Source organism: Paenibacillus taichungensis (genome assembly GCF_013359905.1).
Taxonomy (GTDB): domain Bacteria; phylum Bacillota; class Bacilli; order Paenibacillales; family Paenibacillaceae; genus Paenibacillus; species Paenibacillus taichungensis.
The window spans coordinates 126,356-144,442 of sequence record NZ_JABMCC010000105.1 but is presented as its reverse complement, the minus strand read 5'-3'; the positions used below and the strand labels follow the sequence as shown (position 1 = coordinate 144,442).

The window sequence follows — 18,087 nt, the reverse complement described above, 5'->3', positions numbered from 1 at the left end:
TTTAACAGATCTTTATGAAAGCGATTACAGATAAAGACTGTGAACCACCGCAGGATAGGCATATGGAGACCTAACTCAATCATAAGAAAATGGAGGCATGTTATGTTGGGACGGATGATGAAAAAAGGATTTGTGTTCTTTATCATTTTTTGCTTGGTAATTGGCGGGGGCCAGTTTGTCCGAACAGCTCACGCCGATGATATGAATACCTATGAAGCCGAGGCCGAGGGGAATATTTTGCTTGGTAACGCGAAAATCTCCGATAGCCCGACGGCTTCAGGCGGCAAAAAGGTCGGAGGCATGTACCAAGGCAGTTCCTTGCAATTTAACAATGTTACTGTAAGTGAGGCAGGAAATTATAAGATTTCCGTTTACTACATTTCAGGTGATTCGCGGCCGTTCAATATTAGTGTGAATGGCGGGGAAAAGCAATTTGAAGAACCACCCAAGACAGTCGACTGGGATACGGTGGGAACGTATGATGTGACTCTTCCGTTGAACGCGGGTACCAACACAATCCTGATTGATGACAACAACTGGTATTCTCCCGACATCGACAAGATTGTGATCCGCGGTTTGGACAGTGACATGCCGGGAGAAGGTGGCGGAGACGACTGGAAGAAAAATCTGCATGGTGCAATCATTGAGGCAGAAGCAGCCGACAATATTTTGAAAGGCAATGCCAAGGTGGTGGACAGCAGTATCAGTTCAGGCGGAAAAAAAGTAACGGATATGAACAAAAACAGTTCACTGCAATTTACGAATGTAAACGTACCGGCAGATGGTACATATTTGATCCGGATATCTTATATTTCTGGTGACCAGCGACCTGTCTATATGCAGGTGAACAATGGCACGGATGAGATGATTGATCTGCCCAAAACGGCAAGCTGGAATACGGTAGGCACGTATGATGCGGAAGCTTCCCTCCATAAGGGAGTTAATACCATCACGTTCTCGGATCATGATTGGTACTCCCCCGATTTTGACCGAATTGAAGTGATCCCGTATACGCTTAGCTATGAAGCCGAAGATTCGGGCAATACACTGACTGGTGAAGCACGCGTAACAGAGAGCCCGAATGCTTCCGGCGGCAAAAAGGTCGGCTATCTGAATGGCGGGAGCTCCTTGACGTTCAATAAAATTATAGCCCCCATGACAGGTGATTACCGCGTTAAGGTAAATTATTTTTCCGGTGATCCGCGGAGTTTCTATGTCCATGCGAATGATGGGGAAGAGCAGTTCCACGACCTGCCCAAAACCCCGGACTGGGATACGGTAGGTACGTATGATCTTACACTCCCATTAACTGAAGGCGAGAATACGATTACCTTTTCAGACAACAATGGCTATTCTCCCGATCTGGACCGGATTATCGTAGAGCCTGCGATAGAGACAGAACCCGAAAATCCAGGTGAAGGAGATGACGATCTGGGAACACCGGGTGACTCTCAACGATACGGGGATATCACGGTGACTGATTACACGTATGGCCTTCTGGTATCGAACGGACAATACGAAGTGTCTTATAATACCCAGACTGGATTCGTCGGCTATAGCTGGGCAGAAGGGCAGAAGATGCGGGGTATTTTCAGCAGCATTAAACTTGGTGAGAGTCTTGTGGAAACCAAAGGTTATGAGAGTCATGCGAGCGGTGGAACACCTGTGGAGATTCAGGATGGATTCGGCAAAGGCATTGAGTTGAACTTTGTTCATACGTCAACTGGCAAACCAACCCTGAAGCAGGTCTATCGGTTTTATGAAGATAAATCGTATTTCCTCAACCGTCTGGATGCCTTCAGTGATACAGAGATCCAAAGTAATTACATGTCACCAATTACTGTGAAAAATACAAGTGGTGTGGATATCGGCGTCAGCTCGGATAATCGCGTGCTTACAGTACCTTTTGACAATGACGCCTGGATTCGCTATAAATCTCAAACGATGAACCGGGCGGATACCAGTTACGAAATGACAACGGTATTCAATAACTCAACACGTAACGGTCTCGTGATCGGTTCAGTAACCCATGATACCTGGAAGACCGGTATTGACTGGAAAGGCTCAGCTAATCGTCTGAATGAATTTGCTGTGTATGGTGGTGCAGCGAGTGACGTTACTCGTGATACCCAGCCACATGGCAGCCTGACTGGTACTGAACTGTCCTCACCACTGATTATGGTAGGTGGTTTCAGTGACTACCGTACAGGACTTGAAGAATACGGTAAAGCCAATGCAATTATTACACCTCCGCTGGCGTTGAATCCGGAGCTGCCACAAGGTGTTCCAGTAGGTTGGAATAGCTGGGGAGCTTATGATAGCGGGCTTTCGTATCAGAACGTAGTGGATGTGTCCAATTATTTCAAGAACAATCTTAAGAAGTTCAACAATAACGGCAATGTATTCATTAATATGGATTCCTACTGGGATAATCTAAGTGATGCAGAGCTTGCCCAAGCCGTATCTGTAATTAAGGACAATGGTCAGCATGCAGGCATCTATTGGGGACCATTTGTGTATTGGGGCAACGATATGAGCCAAAAAGTAGATGGTACCAACGGGCAATATACGTATGGCGATATTGTGCTTAAGGATGCTGAAGGGAAACCTCTGCCTACACTGGATGGAGCATATGCACTGGATGTGACACATCCGGGGAGTCAAATGCGTATGGATTATTTTCTGGATAAGTTTAAAGCACTTGGATTCACATTCATTAAACTGGATTTCCTGACCCATGGCTCACTGGAAGGCCAACACTATGACACTACCGTGACGACAGGAATCCAGGCATACAATGAAGGGATGCGTTATGTTGAAGAGCGATTGGATGGAAAAATGTTTATTAGTGCGTCCATTGCACCGATTTTTCCAAGTCAGTATGCGCATAGCAGACGGATCTCTTGTGACACCTATGGCAAAATCAATGAGACGGAGTACATGCTCAATTCATTGACATATGGCTTCTGGCAAAATGGAACGATCTATTCTTATACAGACCCAGATCATTTGGCATTAAGCAGTGCTTCAAGCCTGGAGGAAGCCCGCAGCCGGGTTAATTCCGGTGTGATTGCCGGCACGGTGATGATGGATTCTGATGATGTGAACGATCCCAAGGCACAGGAATACATGACAGCATTGTACAATAATACGGATGTTCTTCAGGTAGCGCTGAAAGGAAAAGCATTCAAGCCGCTTGAAGGGAATACGAATGCAAATGCTGCAGATACGTTTGTTCTGAAAGACGGCAATGATTATTACCTCGCTGTATTTAATTACAGCGGCAATAGTTCAGCGAACAAAACAATTAACTTGGGTCGTGCCGGATTGAATGAATCCAAATCCTACACGTTACAAGATTTGTGGACAGGTGAATCTTCGTCAGCCACCGGTTCATGGTCCATCTCGCTTGGACCGGCTGAATCGAAGTTGGTTAAATTGACCGAAAAACCAGTCAATCCGGAAAATCCAGGTAACCCAGGTAACCCAGGTAACCCAGGTAACCCAGGTAACCCAGGTAACCCAGGTAACCCAGGTAACCCAGGTAATCCAAGCAACCCTGGCGACAATGGCAATACCAGTAATACTAGCGGGAACTCCGGCAACAGCACGGCTCAGGAGAACGATACAGCAAAACTGGTCATCACGGCCGATATGCTGAAAGTGGACAATGGGGCAGGGAAAGCCGTTGTGGACATCAAGGCTGGTACTCAAGAGCTACAATTGTCATCTGCTGTTTTACGTCAACTCGGCGACCATGTACTGGAAGTTAAATCAGGTAAGTTAACCCTGCAAGTACCTGCGAGTTTGTTCCAGCAGCTCTTGAGCAAGCTACCAGCGGGGCAACAGGAAGATAGTACAATTTCCTTGAAAATGGTTCCGCTTGGCAGCATGGCCAAGGAGGTCGTTGCTGCAGCGGAATCATCTTCCCGGGCAACGGTTTCCCTTAAGGGTGAAATCTATGAATTCAGCCTTTCGGTAACAACTAAATCTGGTGCAACCGAAACACTCTCTGCGTTTGATCATCCGGTTACGCTGAGTCTGGCAGCGGCTGAAGGCTTCGATCCTTCACAGGGAGGAATATATTATATTAACGAAAATGGGAAATTGGAATTTCTCAAATCGGATTACGTGAATGGCATATTAACGACTAAAGTGAGCCACTTCAGCAAGTATGCCGTTCTGGAACTGAATCGGACGTTTACCGATGTTCCGGCCAATCATTGGGCCAGCTCTGTAATCAAGGAGTTAGCAGCAAAGGGGTATGTTGAAGGCACAAACGAAGATCAATTTGAGCCAGGACGTGCAGTCACTCGCGCTGAATTCACCGCCATGCTCGTTCATTCTCTGGGACTGACCGTAGCGGGAAAAGTACAATTTACAGATGTAGCGACAGATGACTGGTACGCGGAACCCATCTCGATTGCGAACCAAGCAGGTATTGTCAATGGCCGAAGCGCAGCCAGTTTCCAGCCGGACGCACAGATTACCCGGGAAGAAATTACGGTGATGCTGATGAAGGCATATAAATTGAATGATGGGAAAGTGCCTGTTGGTTCTTCAGATATCTTATTTACCGATATGGCTCAGGTTTCTTCATGGGCAACTGCTTCGGTAAAGGATGCAGCCCAACTAGGACTGGTTCAAGGCCAAAGACAGGGGCAGTTTGTGCCTAAAGGGATTGCTTCCCGTGCAGAGGCGGCTCAGGTCATCTATAACCTGATTTTGAAGTAAGTTTATAAGGCTGCGAATTGCATCGCAGCCTTATTTTCATAACTTAGAATGACAGATGATTTCCCCTATGGATTGTAAGAATGCGATATGGCTAATTTAACTCCTGCTTCCTACAATAATATGTATGTTCACAACACACAGCACGAGGGTAACAGGAACTCGAAAGGATGATAAATTTGACGATTCAATATAATGAACAACTACGTATATTTGCAATACAGACGCAAAATTCGTCCTACATTTTCGGAATTAATGAGAGGGAACACCTCCAGCATCTGTATTGGGGTAACCCCGTGGACATCGAGGACAGCGCTCCGTTGCTCCATCTACAATCCCACAGCTCTTTTGACGCGGAAGTGGAAGGAGAGGTGGAGGAGTATAGCTTCTGGGGAGGTGCATCTTATACAGAGCCATCTCTGAAGCTGCGTATGTCTGATGGTGTCCGCGATCTTCATGTAAAGTATGACCGTCACGAGATCATTGAACAAGATGGCAGACAGACGTTGATTATTACGTTGAAGGATCAGGTCTATGCACTTGAAACGCAGCTGATATATCGGGTCATCCCGGAATTCGACCTGGTGGAGCGTTATGCCAATATCGTAAATAAGGGACAAGAGGATATCGTGCTGGAAAGCATGCAATCCGCAGCCTGGACTTTGCCATATCTCCAGGATTACCGCCTAACTCATGTTACGGGGAAATGGTCGGGTGAATTCCAACTGCGCAATACCATTTTGACAGAGGGAAAGAAGGTACTTGAATCGCGGAGAGGTTTCACTGACGGTCATGCCAACCCATGGTTTGCGATTGATGATGGTCTTTCGACAGAAAGCGGCGGTGGGGTATGGTTTGGTGCTCTGGCCTGGAGCGGCAACTGGAAGATTGTTGCGGAGAAGACCCCATTCACGCATGTACGGGTAACAGGTGGCATCAATGATTTTGACAATGAATGGTTGCTGGGTGCGGGCGAAACGTTTGAGACGCCTGTCTTTGTCGGCGGATTCAGCCCAGAAGGCTTTGGCGGAATGAGCCACCGCTTGCATCAATATCAATACAATTACATACTGCCTCGCAGTGAAATCGGGAAAGTGCTGTACAACTCCTGGGAAGCTACCTACTTCGATGTGAACGCACAGGACCAAATGGCGCTTGCCGAGCGGGCAGCCAAGATGGGTGTGGAACTATTTGTCGTGGATGACGGCTGGTTTGGGCAGCGGCATTCCGACCGTGCGGGGTTGGGCGACTGGAACGTGAATAAAGAGAAGTTCCCGAACGGACTTGTTGAGCTGATTGATCAGGTTCACGGACTTGGGATGGAATTCGGCATATGGGTAGAGCCGGAGTCGGTCAACCCGGATAGTGATCTCTATAGAGAACATCCAGACTGGGTATATCATTTTGAGACTCGGGGACGTACGGAGCTTCGCAATCAGTTGCTGCTGAATATTTCCAAGCCGGAGGTTAAGCAATACATTCTCAATTTTATGACCGAACTGCTTGGCAACCATGAGATTAAGTTCATTAAATGGGATATGAACCGGACAATCACGGAGCCTGGCATGAAGGGTCACCCCATAAACCGTCAGAAGGAAGTATGGGTAAGGCATGTCCAGAGTCTCTATGATATATGGGCACAGCTGAGAGCCAAGTTCCCGGATGTGGAATTTGAGACTTGCGCAGGAGGTGGCTCGCGGATTGATCTGGGCATCTTCCGTTACGCCGACCAATCCTGGCCGAGTGACAATACGGATGCGTTCGACCGTCTGAGCATTCAGGAAGGCTTCTCCTATACGTATGCACCACGTATGATGACCTGTTGGGTAACCGAGTCACCTACAGGAATGAACGGTCGAAACGTCTCCCTGAAGTATCGTTTCCACAGTGCAATGATGGGCACGCTTGGTATTGGCTCCAATCTGAACGAGTGGAGTGATGAATGGATCGAAGAGTCCGGGGAATTCATCGGGCAGTACAAAGCCATTCGCCACCTCGTACAATTCGGCAGACAATTCCGCCTGACTGCGCTTCGCGATAAGGGGGTTACGGCTGTCCAGTACAGCGATGCTACCGCAAGTGAACATGTTCTGTTCGCTTTTCTTCACTCGCAGAAGCTGGGTGAACCGTTGCCTAGACTGCGTTTGGCGGGTCTTCAGGCTGACAAGACCTATCTCATTGAAGAACTGGGATTATCGGTCAGTGGCCGTGCGCTGATGAACATCGGGGTGGAGCTGCCTCTACGTGGCGATTTCGACAGTCTGGTATACCGTATCCGTGAGCAGGTATAAAAGGATGCTGTAGAATGGATTAAAAGGAGTGCTTTGCAAGCCAATAGTGGCTGCATTGCACTCCTTTTTTATTGGATCTCTTTTTGTGGCAGACGAATTTGGACCGTGGTTCCCATGCCTAGTTTGCTGTACACTTTAACACCGTAATATTCACCGAATTTCAGCTTAATTCTCCGATCCACATTTGAAATGCCGTAGCCTCGTCCTTCTTTCTCTTCAAACAAAGACTGAAGCGTCTCACGCCGCATGCCCATTCCATCGTCTATAACAGATAAAATGATACTATTGTTCTCGATGACGCCCTTGATATGGATATTTAGGGGCCGATCCTGATTCCAAAGAGCGTGAATGACTGCATTCTCCACAAAAGGCTGTAACGCAAGCTTTACGGTCGAGTAGGGAAGGATCGATTGATCTATCGTGTAGATGATATTCAGCTTGCCTTTAAATCGAATAAGCTGAATGGCATTATAGCTCTGCGTCAATTTCAATTCCTCATTGATAGTCAGGATGCTCTTTCCTTTATTCAGGGATATCCGATAAAACTTGGCCAGGTGAAGGACCATATCCTGAATCTGGGGATCCTGATGTTTTACGGCCAGAGAGGAGATCGAGCCGAGTGTGTTATACAGAAAGTGAGGATTGATCTGAGCTTGAAGCAGGTCAAGCTCGGCTTCTTTGCTCTGTAGCTCCTTCTGGTAGACCTCCGTAACCAGACTTTTCAGCCGGGTTGTCATCTGTTCGAATGCAAAGTGAAGCTGTCCTATCTCATCACTGCCCATTTGTTCCTCATGGGTAGGGTTGAAATCCCCCCGTTCAATGCGCCGAATCATCCGTATTAACGTCCTGATGCGTTTGCTGAACAGCGATGCGGTAATATAAATGAGCAACAGCGCCACGCCGATGAAGCCCAGTGAAATTTTGATAATAAGCTGAGAGAGAGATTTAGCATCCTTAATAATACTGTCATAAGGGAAGATGGATACCGTTTTCCAGCCGTTTTTGAGCGTGTTATAAACCGCTAGAGCCTTCACACCTTGATACGTTGTATCAAATCTACCTGAAGGTGTCTCGTCAAAATTTTGATGAAGCAATTCGGGCAGGCTTGTGTTGATTAACTGCTTGTCCGCTGAAGATAGAATAATGCCCTTGTCATTGATAATAAAAATATCTTTGCCGCCTGCTTCTTTTTCCATGAGAGAGTATATGACAGACTCGGAAATTTGAAAGACCAGCATTCCGTAGGGATACTGATTACTATTGTTGTTCAGCAGCCGGGCAAGCGTAAACATGGCGGGACCATTCTCGGTCTGCGGCGATGAGAGATGAATAATGTTCCCATAAGATTGTTTCAATTTGTGGAACAGTTCCGTGTTCTGAACTTCGGGTGTAATCGGCCTGATATAATAATTGTCTTTGGGCAGCGATGGATTGTCTGAATAAATGAATGCGCTATCAAAATCAGGGTAGGCAGCCATCACGGTGTCGATTCGATTGCCAATGTAGTTATAGACGTCCAAATAGGATGGATCATCCTGGTACTCGTTCGTAAGGTAATTGGCAAGACGATTATCCAAATAAATGGAGGCGGAAATATGTTCGTAGCTATCCAGTTTATTTTCCAGATTTTTAGTGATCTGAGCTGTTGAGTTCGTCATGTTGATGTAGATCTGCTCAGTAAGTTTTGTTTTGGTAAGTTCATAGGAAAAATAAACCAATAACATCATCGGAATGATGGTGACGAGTACAAACACCATAAATAGTTTGGAACGAAAGGTCAGGTTAACAAAAGGCATGTATATGTATTTTCGATAGAATTGGCGCATTAGGTAGCCCTCTCTTGACTGATTATTCGTTGCACAGTTCATCATAGCAGAGTGATTATGGAAATCCAATCCTCTCTTTGCACAAAAACATCTTTAAAAAGCGGTATCTTTCGGAGAATTCGACTATGGCAAGCGATCTGCGTCAAATTTATGATAAATAGGAGAGAAGTTGATCAAGATATGGCTGGCCATGCTGCTGTATAGAAAAAGGGAGGGTATTTAATGCATAAGGTAAGCGCTATCAAAACAGTCAGGAGCAATAATCTGATAAGCAGACTAAAAGAGCAAAAATGGTTATTCGTGCTTATGCTTCCTGCCTTCATTGCGACATTGCTATTTTCCTATGGTCCGATGTTTGGACTATATATGGCGTTTACGAATTATCAGCCGGGTGGGGGATCGTTTTTTTACCAGTTCTTCCATGCCGAATTTGTAGGTTTCCAGTGGTTTGAGTATTTCTTTACTACAGGGGACTTCTATCGGGTTATGCGTAATACGCTTGCGACAAGCTTGCTGACGCTGTTCTTCGGATTTCCTGCTCCGATCATTCTCGCGCTTGTGTTGAATGAAGCGAGACAGGGATTTTTCAAGCGTTTTGTACAGACGGTTTCTTATCTGCCGCATTTTATCTCATGGGTTATTGCAGCCAACATTGTAATTACGCTGCTGGCTTCGGATGGAATGCTTAACAATATTCTGGTTTTGCTGGGTATTGTCAAAGAACCAGTTGCATTTTTGCAGAACGGGCCTCTATTCTGGTGGATAATCGCATTATCGAATATGTGGAAAGAGATGGGTTTTAGTGCCATTATGTATCTCGCCGCAATCGCTTCCATAAATCCTGAACTCTACGAAGCGGCCAGGGTGGACGGAGCCAGCCGATTTAAGCAAATGTGGCATATTACGCTGCCATCCATGCGCCCTACAATTGTTATATTGGCTATTCTTGCGGTCGGAGGCATTTTGAATGCAGGATTTGAACAGCAATACCTGCTGCAAAATAATACCGTACTTGAATACTCCGAAGTTATCGATATTTATGCCTACAAATACGGACTACAGAACAGCATGTTCTCTTACGGGGCTGCCGTGGGGATGTTCAAATCCGTTGTTGCCTTTATTCTTGTTCTCATCGTGAACCGGATTTCCAGAAAAGTGAACGACCAGGCGTTGTTCTAACTATAAAAGACAGAGGGGAGCGCTTGTGATGATTCTGAACAGATTCGGGGATCGTATTTTCAAAATTATTGTGTATTTCATTCTAATTCTCGTTTTACTGGTTACATTTCTTCCGTTTTGGAATATACTCGTTCTTTCATTGAACAGCGCGGAGGATACGGTAAGAGGCGGCGTTTACTTGTGGCCCAGGGACTTGACCTTGGACAGCTATCAGCAGATTTTGAAAGATAGCGAGATTTTAAACGGGCTGTGGGTAACCGTCAAACGAACGCTGATTGGCGCACCGCTATCGGTTCTCGTCATTACGATGCTTGCGTATCCGCTAAGTCGGCGGAATCTGGTTGGTCGCAAAGGCTGGAACCTGTACTTTATCTTTACCATGTATTTCAGTGGTGGGCTCATTCCGTTCTACATGGTGCTTAAGGCACTGAACATGATCGATACATTTTCGGTGTTCATTTTACCAAGTTTGATGAATGTTTTTTATATGATCATTGTCCGTACCTTTATGGAGCAGCTTCCCCATGAGATTGAAGAATCGGCGAGGGTTGATGGCGCTAACGATCTGACCATTTTCTTCCGGATTGTGATGCCGCTGACAACACCTGTACTTGCAACAGTGGGGCTTTTTCAAGCAATTGGGCATTGGAATGCCTGGTTTGATTCCTATGCATTTACCTACAGCTCGGACCTGAAGACCTTACAAGCCGTGCTTGTCAAAATATTGAATCAATTTCAGACTGGCGGCATGATCTCACAAACGCAAATGCTGGCCAACTCGGCCAAACGAAATGCAGTTTCCAGCGATACCATTCGAATGGCTGCTACGATGGTAGCCACCTTACCAATCGTTATGGTGTATCCGTTCCTGCAAAAATACTTTGTTAAAGGCATGACTTTGGGAGCGGTGAAGAGTTAATCTATTCCATAATCCGGTTGCAGGAAAGGCTTGTCCGGTGGCCTCTCCTGAAAGGGGGTGGGCAAAGATCGTTTTGGAAATGCTCAATCAATCACTACAGGAATTTATTCATTGGGAGGAATTAGGGTGTCAATGACAAAGACAAAAAAATGGATGACCATGGGGATTACGGCTGCATTAGTCGTTGGTTTGCTTGCGGGCTGCTCCTCCAGTGATGCGGAGAACAACACAGCGGGAAAAGATGGGGAACAAGGGCCGATTACGCTGTCCTGGTTTGATGGTAATACCAAAGGAGAGCCTTTTACCGATGCGGTTGCCCAGGAAATTACCAAAAAGACAGGCATAGAGATTTCCATACAACAGCCAACGGGTAATCCAACGGAAAAACTGAGCCTGATGCTTGCCAGTGGTGACTATCCGGATGTGGTGGTCATGAGCCGGGGAGATGCTTCCCTAGATAAATATATTTCAAGCGGCGCATTCATTCCACTGGATGAGTTAATTGAAAAGTATGGTTCTGATCTGAAAGAAATGTATGGCGAAACATTGACCAAAACACGTTATACAGACGGCAAAAACTACTATCTGGCAAACTGGTATGGACTCGACAGTGATCCGGTCTTCGGTATGCTGATGAGACAGAGTCTGTTGGAAGAGTTCCTTCCAGACAAAGCAGATGGTTCACAGCCCCTCACCACGGACGAGTTTGAAGCACTCCTGAAAAATTTCAAAGAAAAATACAATACGATTGATGGCAAAGAGTCTATTCCCATGACGATGAACGGTGAAAACATGGGCGCGAATCTGGGAACATTCAAAGGCATGTGGGGCTTAAAAACGTATTATGACAACAACGGACGTCTGCAATATGATGTTAAGGACCCTAAATATCGTGAAATGCTGTTATATATGAATCGGTTATATAGAGAAGGTCTGATTGAGAAGGAATTTGCCATTAGCAAAACGCAGACATGGATTCAAAAGCTGACGACCGGCGCGGTATTCGCTACCCCAGGAGCATATTGGGACCCAGGTAACGGCAATGCGGCCCTGAAGAAGGATGGCGGGGAAAAGAATCAGTTGTTCGCATACAAGGTTGTTGCTCCAGGTGTAGATCCGGCCCAAACCACATTTGGCCCAAGAAGCTCGCTTGGATGGGATGCAATCGCCATTACCAAAAATAACAAGCACCCGGAAGAAACGATCAAACTGTTTAATTATCTGGCGAGTGATGAAGGACAGCATTTGCTGCTGTGGGGCAAGGAAGGCGAACAATACACCATGGTGGATGGCAAGCGTCAACCAGACCCTGCATTCCTGCAGAGTTTCAAGGATAACTGGGATGATACGGTGAAGAAAAGTGGCGTTCGTAAATGGTTATGGTTTGTCAAAAATGGTCTGGATCCAAATGGACAGCCGTATGACATGGCCGTTAAATTCCAACGCAGTGAAGTGGATGAACTGGCCCTCAAGAGTCTTGGTGATTCCGTATGGGATACAGCACAGTATGATAACCTGAATCCGGATGGGGGGACACCTCAAGCACTGACGGCCCAGAAGGTGAAGGATATTATGGATCAGAGCATTACGAGAGCCATTATTGCTCCAAGTGAAGCTGAAGCCAACTCCGTATTTGACAAAATGCTGGAAGATATGAAGAAGGCTGGCGATGAGAAAGTGGAAGATATCATTAACGAGAAATATGCTCAGCGTATGGAACTGTGGTCTTCCAAGTAATTGAAAAGCAATTTATAAATAAGAAGCGTCCCGGGATAGTCCGGGACGCTTCTTATTTATGGACACATTCCACAAGATGAGCTAAACCGTTGCTTTAACAATGGAGATGAAATCCCCTGCTACTGTAGTGATCTTGCCAACCTGACCAGACAGTATATATTGCTCACCAGAAGAAACTGTGCATAATGCCCCTTCTGCCCAAGGGATATAGAAGGTTAGGCAAGCACCAGCTTCGCTCTCAATCTCGATCCAATCCGTCTCCCCATCCACAAAAGCTGCACTGAAAAGGAAGCCTCCCACAGCACGGAGAGTATGGAACTCTGCCTTCTGTTCGCTCGGCCAGTTGGGGAAGAAGCGCAGGTTTCCATTATAACTTTGAAGAAGGCATTCATTGATCACGGCAGGCAGGGAGAAATTTTCGAACCAGATACCCATCCGGGACATGAAATCGAAGTTCTCCGTGTCAGCATAGCGACCACCGCTCATGAGGACCCGATCTGTGCAAGTGCCGTTTGGTAGCAGACAATACTGGATTTGACGCTTGAAGCGTTCCAAATCCAACACGCCAAGCCGGGCTCCGGCAAGATGATAGAATACCAGTTCATTCCCGCCTTCGTTGCGGTGATTAAGGTAGGAGTTCACCGCGGTCTGGTATTCCTCCTCTGGCGAATGAAGTCCGTGCTCTTCACCTGGAAATACGGTCGTAATAGGAATGGGGACGTTATACACCACATCAGGATCCTCACCCTCCACCGACACAAAGACTGAACCGTTGCGGGATTCGGCTTTCGGATAAGAAGGGAAATGGCTCAAAATCTCTTTTACTTTCTCTAGCAGATCGTGCTCGGATTCCATCCTATTAAGGACATCGCAAGCCTGAGTGTACGCATTGAACAGAAAGCGCGTTAGTGTAAGGTCAATCAGGCAGTCTTTGTTTTTGGCAAAGCCAGGTGAAATCTCATATAGCTCCGGCACCACCGTCGGAAAAATGTGATAATTACCATCTCCCCAGCGTTCACCCTGTGATTCGGGGCGATTCATGTAATCGACCATAAACAGCACGGCTTCTTTCATGGGTTGAAATGCACGATCACGCAGGAACGTCTCGTCCATGGAATATAGATAGTGCCACCATAGACTTTGTACGGTCCAAGGCGTCTCACAGATTTCCCATCCCCAGTGCGGGACAGGGTAGGGCATCATGGACATTTCAACAGGATAGGCCGAGTGGGGGAAATAAGCTCCGCTCAGTCCGTAATAATCACGTGCCCACGCTCGGCTGACGGGAAGTACATGATCAACCATATCCACGTAGGGAAGATGTTTGTCGAGATGATTGCTGGAGAATGCGAGCCAGAATGGCTGCTGTGTGTTGTAATTCATGTGGTAATCCCCATGCCAGTCTGCACCGATGGTACGATAGCTCCAGTTGGCAAATAGACCTGGACAGGTAACGCCCTCTTTCACGGCACAATTAAAAAAGTACAGATTGTGGTACCAGATACGCTCCAGAAATTCGTCTTCCAGTGCGACGGAGGAGCGGCTCCAATAATCACGCCACATGGCATTGGATTCTTCCTTAGCTTGACTAAAAAAAGATAGTTCTGGCGGGTGGGCCTCATTATTCAGTTTGCTATAAAGGCCTTCCCAGAGCTCTGCGCAGGCCAAAAAGCCATGTACAGGTTCTCCCAGAGGAGAGCCGTTGACTGCGGGCTTCTGATGATGCAAAGCATGTTCTTTCATTGCAGATAATCCAGACGAGCTAACAGCGAGCCGGAAAGCTCTATCTTTTTCATGTGTGATATAGGGCACAGCGGGATGCTCCACGTACGGCAAAATTTGCGTAAATGACTGCCTACCCGTAATTTCGCTGGTAACGACTGCGGCTTGAGGAAATTCAGGCGGTGTTTCAGGATCAGGAATGAGCTTGATCTCCTCGAATAAGGGGATCGGAGCACCCGTCGCAGTATCACTTACCTTCATCCAGATCCGGTCGTGCGCTCCTTCCACAAAGAGTTCGAATACAGCAGGTTTGCCATCGATCAGGAAATCAATCGTGCAAAGGCCGTTGGCAATATCCATGGTGTGGCCGATGACTTCGGCCTTTCGCCGATCATACCGCAGCAGTAGTGACCCGCAGGGCATGGGCTTGGGATATGCCTTACTGTAATTTTGGCCAGCCAACTCACAATATTGTTTGTACCACGGATGATCCGTTAATCGCGGTAAATCAGCTGGCAGAGCAGCAAATCTGTCATATACCTCTTGGAAAGTCATGAGCTCTTCACGGTGTTCTTCGGCGAGACGAATATCCCATACATTGTTGTGCCCAAAATGGAGCATCACAGCGTCTGGACGGGTTGTTACGACAACACCTAGTCCTCCATTGCCCAGTAGTGCGCCTTCAAAAAAATCCGGCGCAGGACCAGTGAAGGAAATGGGATGCTGCTTGGCCCGTTCATAGCCTCTGTTCTTTTTTATCTCGTTTTTTCTCTTCGTTAGACTATCCTTCTTCTGCACAAGTCGTCCTCCTCATGAAGTCATGCGATGTACAGTTATTACTGTATCTGAACAGCAGTTTGCTGTATTTAGCAAGACGTCCATGATTTGCACGATCGTCAGATCAATTGGTGCTCTGCTGATATGTACCTCTAGTCCCCAATTGTACCTTTCGATGATGGGGATGAAAGGTTAACATCGAGAAAAACGGAGTCGGAAAGGAAACTTCCAATGAATTTTGCTTCCTTGCATCCCTATGTATATTTGGCGACCCGATACCCTTTTGCGAAGGGACAGTCGAGTTCTCCGCGAATTTGTTATACCAGTTCCATTTACTTGATCAGCGAAGGGTATGGGATATTAAGTATAAATGGTCTGAGCAGCAGGCTCGGTCCTGGTTCGCTGGTCTATATTCCAGCAGGGCAATTACATGAATGGGTGGCTGATGGGAATAACCCTATGGTACATCTGTGTTGTTATTTTGATTGGCACTATGTGGAGCGAAAAGAGGTATTTGATACGTCCTGTCCGATCTGTTATCCGCCGCAGGTGTTGCAACAAGCTTTTGTTGGCCCAGCCTTTCCATATGAACTTAGGGAGATTTCAAAGGTGGAGTCGTTGCGAATCTGGCAGGATCTGTTCCAAGACTTTTATAAAAGTGGTTCATATACCAATGAGCAGACTTTTATGCGGAGCTTGACGATTCAGCGTCATTTTCAAACGTTTATCGACTACTTTCTGAACTGCTGCATGGAGAAGGGGCATTTAATCCCTGATCGCCGGATAGCCCATATTCTTAAAATTTTGGAGAAAGACTTACTTCACGGAGCACCCAAGCCGCTGGATATCTATCACAAAAGTCTCAAAATGAGCCGTGGTCATTTTTTCGAGCTGTTCAAGAAATCTACCGGATACTCCCCCATCCAGTATATGAATCACTTTCGTATTGGACGGGCGAAGTATGATTTGCTTCACACGACATTAAATATCACTCAAATTGCTGAAAAATATCATTTTAGCTCGGTTCATTACTTCTCTCGCCTTTTTCATCAACTGACAGGTCAGGCTCCTCGCCAATATCGCTTACATCATTCCAACACAGCGGCCTTCAGCGCTCCATTGGAATGAACAGGCTTTTTTTGTCTACATATTCCCCCTTCATTGTTCAAATAATGATGGGACAGAACAAAGGAGGGAACGATGGATGAATAAGGCCGGACGAAAAGGGTGGTCCTGCACCTGGAAATTTAAAATGTCAGTGGTACTCACAGGTACGATATTCATGGTTTATGGTTTTGGCTTTTCTGCCAGCAGTGCGGAATCACAAATTCGTTCAGGGCAGCCAGAGCAAATGTTAACGGAGCTGACCTCAACACAAGTACCTGGTTCAACTTCAGGTAAGATATCACCAACTCCGACAGACAAATCGCAGCGTAAACGAATGGCGATCATCATTGATGATGCGGGGAATGACATGAAAGGGACTTCTGAAATTTTGGCGACCCCGGTTAAACTCACATTGGCCGTGATGCCATTCTTGCCAACGACGAAGAAAGATGCGATTGCCGCACATGAAAAAGGAATGGATGTGATTGTTCACATGCCAATGGAGCCCAAAAAGGGCAGACCGGAATGGCTCGGTCCAGGAGCGATCACATCCAATCTGACGGATGAAGAAGTGCGTGAACGAGTGGAGAAAGCCATAGATGAAGTTCCTTATGCCGTCGGTATGAACAACCACATGGGTTCCAAAATTACGTCTGATAAACGCATCATGTCCATTGTATTGGATGTATGTCGAGAACGTGGATTGTTTTTTGTGGATAGTCGAACCAATTTTCGCTCTGTGGTAGGGGAATTGGCCATCACCAAAAACATGCCACCCGTCGGCAACGATATTTTTCTGGATGACCACAATTCCAAACAACAAATACGCAAGCAAATGGATTTGGCAGCCCAACGTGCTTTCGACAAAGATGTGTGTGTAGTGATTGGTCACGTTGGCCATACCGGATTAAATACCTCTGCTATCGTCCATGAATCCGTATCTCGGCTCAAAGATCAGATTGAGTTCGTCGGTATTAGCGATCTGGTTCGAGATGTGTGGCATTGGCAAGCAGAGCCTAAACTGCCGACAGATAATAAATAATGCCATTAGCAATGGACTGTGCAATCCGTTTCTGTTCGCTTGGGTCGCTGATCATTGCGCGATCGTGTGCATTGCTCAGAAATCCGGTTTCAACAATTACAGCGGGTTGCTTCACATGATTTAACAGGTAAAAGGGCTTGCCCCATACAACATCGCGCTCCGTCTCGTACAATTGATTTAGCTGATTCTGAATGGAGCTTGCGAGCATGTAGCTTCGTCCTTCGTTCTGATGTAGAACAACAGGGCCTCGCGCAGCTGATCTCGGACTCCAGTTGGCATGGATGCTGACGACGATGTCGGTACTAACCTCTTCGCTAAGGCTTTTGCGTTGAGCCAAATCTCTGCGATGGCGTGAGCGACTGTTTAACCAGCGATTCTCGTCACTCAGCGCATAATCGCCGAGTCGGTTGATGACGACTGCATAACCCTTGCTGCGAAGCAGGAGATACACCTTTTGGCTAATGGCTAGATTGATGTCTTTTTCCAGTACACCATGGTCTGTTGTTCCACCGTCAATGCCGCCATGACCAACGTCCAGAAGGATGACAGGTGCTGCAAACGCATGATGAGTGGAGTGATAGGCATCTCCATCGGTTACCGGCAACATGGATGGGCTTATGGGCGATCGTTGTGAATGCAATGTAGGTAGGTCGGTCAGGGCGAATGTCGCCGCACTGGCATGTGTGGTTAGAGGGATGGAACTGATGCTGATTAGCAATGCCATCAACGCGGCCAGCAGCTTATACATGAGAATAC

General features: G+C 46.6%; 10 protein-coding genes. 7 read left to right on the top strand and 3 right to left on the bottom strand.

All coding sequences use genetic code 11. The annotated features are described in order from the left end of the window. Nucleotides 1-102: 102 nt before the first annotated feature. Nucleotides 103-4,734: an S-layer homology domain-containing protein gene (locus tag HP548_RS10290; RefSeq protein ID WP_175381598.1), complete on the top strand. Its 4,632-nt coding sequence runs from the start codon at nt 103-105 to the stop codon at nt 4,732-4,734. Between the two features lie 167 nt (nt 4,735-4,901). Next, a complete protein-coding gene (locus tag HP548_RS10285; protein ID WP_175381597.1) occupies nt 4,902-7,022 on the top strand; it encodes an alpha-galactosidase in 2,121 nt (706 codons plus the stop codon). A 68-nt stretch (nt 7,023-7,090) separates the two neighbouring features. Here the strand turns inward: HP548_RS10285 and HP548_RS10280 are convergent, their stop codons facing one another. Beyond that, a complete protein-coding gene (locus HP548_RS10280) occupies nt 7,091-8,848 on the bottom strand; it encodes a cache domain-containing sensor histidine kinase (protein ID WP_175381596.1) in 1,758 nt (585 codons plus the stop codon). 222 nt (nt 8,849-9,070) lie between these two features. Here HP548_RS10280 and HP548_RS10275 point away from each other — a divergent pair, with 222 nt between their 5' ends. The 3 genes from HP548_RS10275 (at nt 9,071) to HP548_RS10265 (ending at nt 12,683) form a co-directional block, all read left to right on the top strand. Then, the gene (locus HP548_RS10275) at nt 9,071-10,027 is read left to right on the top strand and encodes an ABC transporter permease (RefSeq protein ID WP_076289390.1); all 957 of its coding nucleotides are present in this window, start codon (nt 9,071-9,073) and stop codon (nt 10,025-10,027) included. A 28-nt stretch (nt 10,028-10,055) separates the two neighbouring features. Then, entirely contained in the window at nt 10,056-10,946 is an 891-nt protein-coding gene (locus HP548_RS10270; RefSeq protein WP_076289391.1) for a carbohydrate ABC transporter permease, read from the top strand. Between the two features lie 132 nt (nt 10,947-11,078). Continuing rightward, a complete protein-coding gene (locus HP548_RS10265) occupies nt 11,079-12,683 on the top strand; it encodes an extracellular solute-binding protein (protein WP_099853504.1) in 1,605 nt (534 codons plus the stop codon). Nucleotides 12,684-12,764: 81 nt separating this feature from the next. Here HP548_RS10265 and HP548_RS10260 read toward each other — a convergent pair whose 3' ends face one another. Continuing rightward, nucleotides 12,765-15,203 carry a glycosyl hydrolase family 95 catalytic domain-containing protein gene (locus HP548_RS10260; protein ID WP_175381595.1) on the bottom strand — a complete coding sequence of 813 codons (2,439 nt, stop codon included), beginning with the start codon at nt 15,201-15,203 and terminating at the stop codon, nt 12,765-12,767. A 210-nt stretch (nt 15,204-15,413) separates the two neighbouring features. Between HP548_RS10260 and HP548_RS10255 the strand changes: the two genes are divergently transcribed. Then, nucleotides 15,414-16,310 (top strand): AraC family transcriptional regulator, encoded by an 897-nt coding sequence (locus tag HP548_RS10255; RefSeq protein ID WP_063564761.1) that lies wholly within the window; start codon nt 15,414-15,416, stop codon nt 16,308-16,310. A 76-nt stretch (nt 16,311-16,386) separates the two neighbouring features. Beyond that, nucleotides 16,387-17,331, top strand: a complete 945-nt coding sequence (locus HP548_RS10250; RefSeq protein WP_246318017.1) for a divergent polysaccharide deacetylase family protein — start codon at nt 16,387-16,389, stop codon at nt 17,329-17,331. Here the strand turns inward: HP548_RS10250 and HP548_RS10245 are convergent. After that, nucleotides 17,306-18,079: an N-acetylmuramoyl-L-alanine amidase family protein gene (locus HP548_RS10245; RefSeq protein WP_246318016.1), complete on the bottom strand. Its 774-nt coding sequence runs from the start codon at nt 18,077-18,079 to the stop codon at nt 17,306-17,308. The two genes, HP548_RS10250 and HP548_RS10245, sit on opposite strands and share 26 nt — an antisense overlap. Between the last annotated feature and the right edge of the window lie 8 nt (nt 18,080-18,087).

Excerpts from the sequence above, each read along its gene's own strand:
- HP548_RS10290 (WP_175381598.1), top strand. The coding sequence starts at position 103 with ATGTTGGGACGGATGATGAAAAAAGGATTTGTGTTCTTTATCATTTTT.
- HP548_RS10285 (WP_175381597.1), top strand. The coding sequence starts at position 4,902 with ATGATAAATTTGACGATTCAATATAATGAACAACTACGTATATTTGCA.
- HP548_RS10280 (WP_175381596.1), bottom strand. The coding sequence starts at position 8,848 with ATGCGCCAATTCTATCGAAAATACATATACATGCCTTTTGTTAACCTG.
- HP548_RS10275 (WP_076289390.1), top strand. The coding sequence starts at position 9,071 with ATGCATAAGGTAAGCGCTATCAAAACAGTCAGGAGCAATAATCTGATA.
- HP548_RS10270 (WP_076289391.1), top strand. The coding sequence starts at position 10,056 with ATGATTCTGAACAGATTCGGGGATCGTATTTTCAAAATTATTGTGTAT.
- HP548_RS10265 (WP_099853504.1), top strand. The coding sequence starts at position 11,079 with ATGACAAAGACAAAAAAATGGATGACCATGGGGATTACGGCTGCATTA.
- HP548_RS10255 (WP_063564761.1), top strand. The coding sequence starts at position 15,414 with ATGAATTTTGCTTCCTTGCATCCCTATGTATATTTGGCGACCCGATAC.
- HP548_RS10250 (WP_246318017.1), top strand. The coding sequence starts at position 16,387 with ATGAATAAGGCCGGACGAAAAGGGTGGTCCTGCACCTGGAAATTTAAA.
- HP548_RS10245 (WP_246318016.1), bottom strand. The coding sequence starts at position 18,079 with ATGTATAAGCTGCTGGCCGCGTTGATGGCATTGCTAATCAGCATCAGT.